4 protein-coding genes and 1 pseudogene are annotated in these 3,445 nt (G+C 65.3%); 4 read left to right on the top strand and 1 reads right to left on the bottom strand.

Translation table 11 applies throughout. The features are described from left to right. The 3 genes and pseudogenes from EN993_RS33125 to EN993_RS33115 form a co-directional block, all read left to right on the top strand. Window positions 1-666: pseudogene (locus EN993_RS33125) on the top strand (peptide synthetase); the annotation flags it as partial. A 13-nt stretch (window positions 667-679) separates the two neighbouring features. Continuing rightward, window positions 680-1,141: a GNAT family N-acetyltransferase gene (locus EN993_RS33120; protein ID WP_245469037.1), complete on the top strand. Its 462-nt coding sequence runs from the start codon at window positions 680-682 to the stop codon at window positions 1,139-1,141. Next, on the top strand, window positions 1,138-1,794 hold the full coding sequence (locus EN993_RS33115; RefSeq protein ID WP_245469036.1) for a 4'-phosphopantetheinyl transferase superfamily protein: 657 nt from the start codon (window positions 1,138-1,140) through the stop codon (window positions 1,792-1,794). The genes EN993_RS33120 and EN993_RS33115 overlap by 4 nt, the downstream gene beginning before the upstream one ends. Before the next feature lie 9 nt (window positions 1,795-1,803). On the opposite strand, the gene EN993_RS33110 is transcribed toward EN993_RS33115, so the two are convergent. Continuing rightward, window positions 1,804-2,913, bottom strand: coding sequence for a KamA family radical SAM protein (locus tag EN993_RS33110; protein ID WP_127265977.1), 1,110 nt, complete (start codon window positions 2,911-2,913; stop codon window positions 1,804-1,806). Window positions 2,914-3,126: 213 nt separating this feature from the next. Here EN993_RS33110 and EN993_RS33105 point away from each other — a divergent pair. Continuing rightward, a partial coding sequence (locus EN993_RS33105) for an AMP-binding protein (RefSeq protein ID WP_164757970.1) occupies window positions 3,127-3,445 on the top strand: 319 nt, incomplete at its 3' end.

Here is a 3,445-nt window from a genome sequence, read left to right as displayed (position 1 = left end):
CTTCTGTTCATCGCAACGCAATGGGTCATGCTGTTCGCCACGCTGGCGATCTGGGATCGGGCGCTGAACTACTACACCGAATGGGCTGAGGTGGCGCTGTTCGTCGCCGTGCTCCTGACCTCGGCGATCACCATTCCGTTCTACATCCTGGTCGAGCGGGCCAGCCTTGGTTTTGGCCGGTTGAAGCCGCAAATGACGACGATCTACGACGTCGCGTTCTGGCGCCACGAACGCCACTGGAAGCTCGCGGATTCGCCGATCGTGCGCCTGTTCAGCGGCACGCCGTTCCGGCCGATGATCCTGCGCCTGCTCGGCGTCAAGGTCGGCAAGCGCGTCTATGACGGCGGCAGCAACCTGACCGAGCGCTCGCTGGTCGAGATCGGCGACGACGTCACCCTCAACGAGGGCTGCGTCATCCAGGCCCATTCGCTGGAGGAAGGCGCGTTCAAGTCCGATTACATCCGCATCGGCAATGGCTGCACGCTCGGGCCTTCAGCCTTTGTCCACTACGGCGTCGTGATGGGCGAAGGCTCGGTGGCCGATGTCGATTCCTTCGTGATGAAGGGTGAAGAGCTGGAGCCCTACTCCATATGGCGCGGCAACCCGGCCAAGCTGCATCGCTTCGTCGAGCCGATCACCGACGATGGCTCCCGGGCTTCGGCTTGAAGAAGGCATCGGCTTGAAGAGCGCGGACATCCGTCTCGTTTCCGTGACCGGGGCCAACCGTGCCCTGGTCGCGGCCCTGGAGCTTGCTCCGGAGCAGATGGATTTCGTCGCCAGCAATGCGGAGTCGCTGGAAGAAGCCGAAACCGACGAAGACGCGCGGCCGCGCGTCATAATGGCCGGGACCCGTATCGTCGGGTTCCTGATGTACGATGCGTCGGAAGACGAGGCGCTGGTCTACCGCTTCATGATCGACCGCGCCCAGCAAGGCAAAGGCTATGGCAAGGCTGCATTGCGCGCCTTGCTCGACGAGATCGGCAATCTCGCCCATGTGCGCGAGGTTTCGATCTGCTACGAGCCCGAGAATGAGGCCGCACGCCACCTCTATCGCGCCGCCGGCTTCGTGGAACAAGGCATCGACGAGGACGGAGAAATGATCGCGGTCCTCGGCTTTGTCGCAGGGATGAGCGATCTGTGACGCCCTCCCCCGAAATCGCGCTTGCGCAAACATCCCTGCTGCAGGCGATGATCGCCATCGCGCCCGCCAGTGTCCGGGTCGGATGCCGGGTCATAAGCGACGGCGACGAGGCCCATCTCTTGCCCAAGGAAGCGCATTCCATCCCCGCGCATCAGCCGGCCATGCGGCGGGCCAGCGGAGCAGCGCGCTTGATCGCGCACGGGTTGTTGACAGAACTTGGCGTCAACGACGTCGCCATCCTGCGCGCGCCAGCGGGCGCGCCGGTCTGGCCCGAGGGGATAACGGGATCGCTGGCTCACGACGACGAAATGGCCGTGGCGACGGTTGCGCCCGTTGGCCACATCCGTTCACTGGGCATCGACGTCGAGCCCGCGCAGCCTCTCCCCGACGACATCTTCGCGCTCGTTGCAATCCCTTCAGACAGGATAGAGGCCGCGGACCGGCATCTTGCCGGCCGCATCCTCTTTGCCGCCAAGGAAGCCGTCTACAAGGCCGTCTATCCGCTCGATCGCGAGGTGCTGGGCTATGAGGACATCACCGTCGACTTGAACGCAGGCCACGCGACGACGACGACAGGCCGCAAAGCCAGCCTCGCCTATTGCGTTGCCCCGCGTGTGGTCGTGTTGGCGTTTATCGATGGAGATGCGCGATAGCGCGCAGCCCTATTCGCCAACAATTTCCGTATAGTCCCTCACCTCGCCGTCGAGCCCGCGCAGCCGCCAGTTCTCCCCGTCCCGCGCCTCGACATAGCAAGGCCCGATCGGCACCTTGCCGCCGCCTTCCGGGAGGTCGAGCACATAGACGGGGTTGCAGATACCCGACAGCCGTGCCCGCAGCGCGCCGGCCAGCGCCTGGCCCTGCGCAATCGTCGTGCGCCTGTGCGCCATGCCGCGCGCGAGGTCGCCATGGTGGAGGTAATAGGGTTTGACGCCGAGCCGATACATTAGCTCGCGGCAGAGCTCCTCCAGCACCTCGACCATGTCGTTGACGCCCTTGAGCAGAACGCTCTGGTTGAGCAGCACGAAGCCGGCATGGCGCAGCGTGCGGCAGGCCATCTCGGTCGCGGATGTGATCTCGCGCGCGTGGTTGAAATGGGTGACCACGGTGACCATCAGCCGACCCTGCAGGGCCGCGACCAGCCCAGACGTGATGCGCGACGGCAGCGCCACCGGAACGCGCGTGTGGATGCGCAGCAGACGCACATGCGGGATCGCTTCGATGCGCGCGAGGATTTCGGCCAGTGCCTTGTCGGGCAGCGACAGCGGATCGCCGCCGGTCAGGATCACCTCGCGGATTTCGGGATGGTCCGATATATAGGCCAGCGCCGGTTCCAGCGCCTCGCGCGTATAGCCACGGCCGATCGAGGTCAGCGATTCCTTGCGGAAGCAGAACCGGCAATAGACCGCGCATTGATAGGTCGGGAACAACAGCACCCGGTCGGCATGGCGATGCGTCAATCGCGGCACCGGGCTGAAGTCATGGTCGGCGATCGGGTCGTCGAGCTCGCCGTCCGCCTGCTCCAGTTCGCCCGGCGACGGGATGACCTGCGCCCGGATCGGGTCGACGGGGTCGTTCCAGTCGATCAGGTCGAGATAGGCTTTGGGAATGCGCACCTTGTGGTTCGCCGCCGCGGCTTGAGCCGCCGCGCGCTCGGCCGGCGACAGCGGCAGGGAGGCGAGATCGCGCACATGGCGCACGCCGGCGCGGACGTCGGCCTGCCAGGCAGTGTCGGGGTCGGCGGGCGCATCGTGGAGGTTGGTGTCTGAAGGCATCGGAGTTTCTCGGGGCAATTCTGGCGGTGCTATCGGCCGGATGGGCGGGCGCGTCAACCACGTGCATTGCCGCAGATTGTCAGCGCTGTGATCCTTCGCGCCAACCTTGCCGCCCACCAACTTTCGCCGCATCGACCACGCCAGCAATTTCAGGCAAGCTCACACGCGACAGCGCCGCATGGGGAAGATGCGGCGGCGCCAGGGAGGACTGCCATGACCAAGACACCGGCGCCGCCGCCGCGCTACACCGATGCCATTGCGCACTTTCGTATCGAGGATGAGATCGCAAAACTTCAGGGTGATCCCGCCACGGGCATCAATGCCTGCATCGAATGCTGCGATCGCCACACCGGGCAAAACCGGCTGGCGTTGCGCGCCATCTCCGCCGGTGGAGAACTGCGGGAATTCACCTTCGATGACCTCAAGGACATGTCCGCGCGCGTCGGCAATGTCCTCAAACAGGCCGGCGTCGGCCGCGGCGACGTCGTCGCCGGCATGCTGCCGCGCATTCCCGAACTGGTGGCGCTCATCC

Origin of the sequence: Mesorhizobium sp. M7D.F.Ca.US.004.01.2.1 (genome assembly GCF_003997785.1) — a bacterium.
Lineage (GTDB): Bacteria > Pseudomonadota > Alphaproteobacteria > Rhizobiales > Rhizobiaceae > Mesorhizobium > Mesorhizobium loti.
The sequence above is the reverse complement of the archived record's forward strand: the minus strand, read 5'-3'. Positions and strand labels throughout refer to the sequence as shown.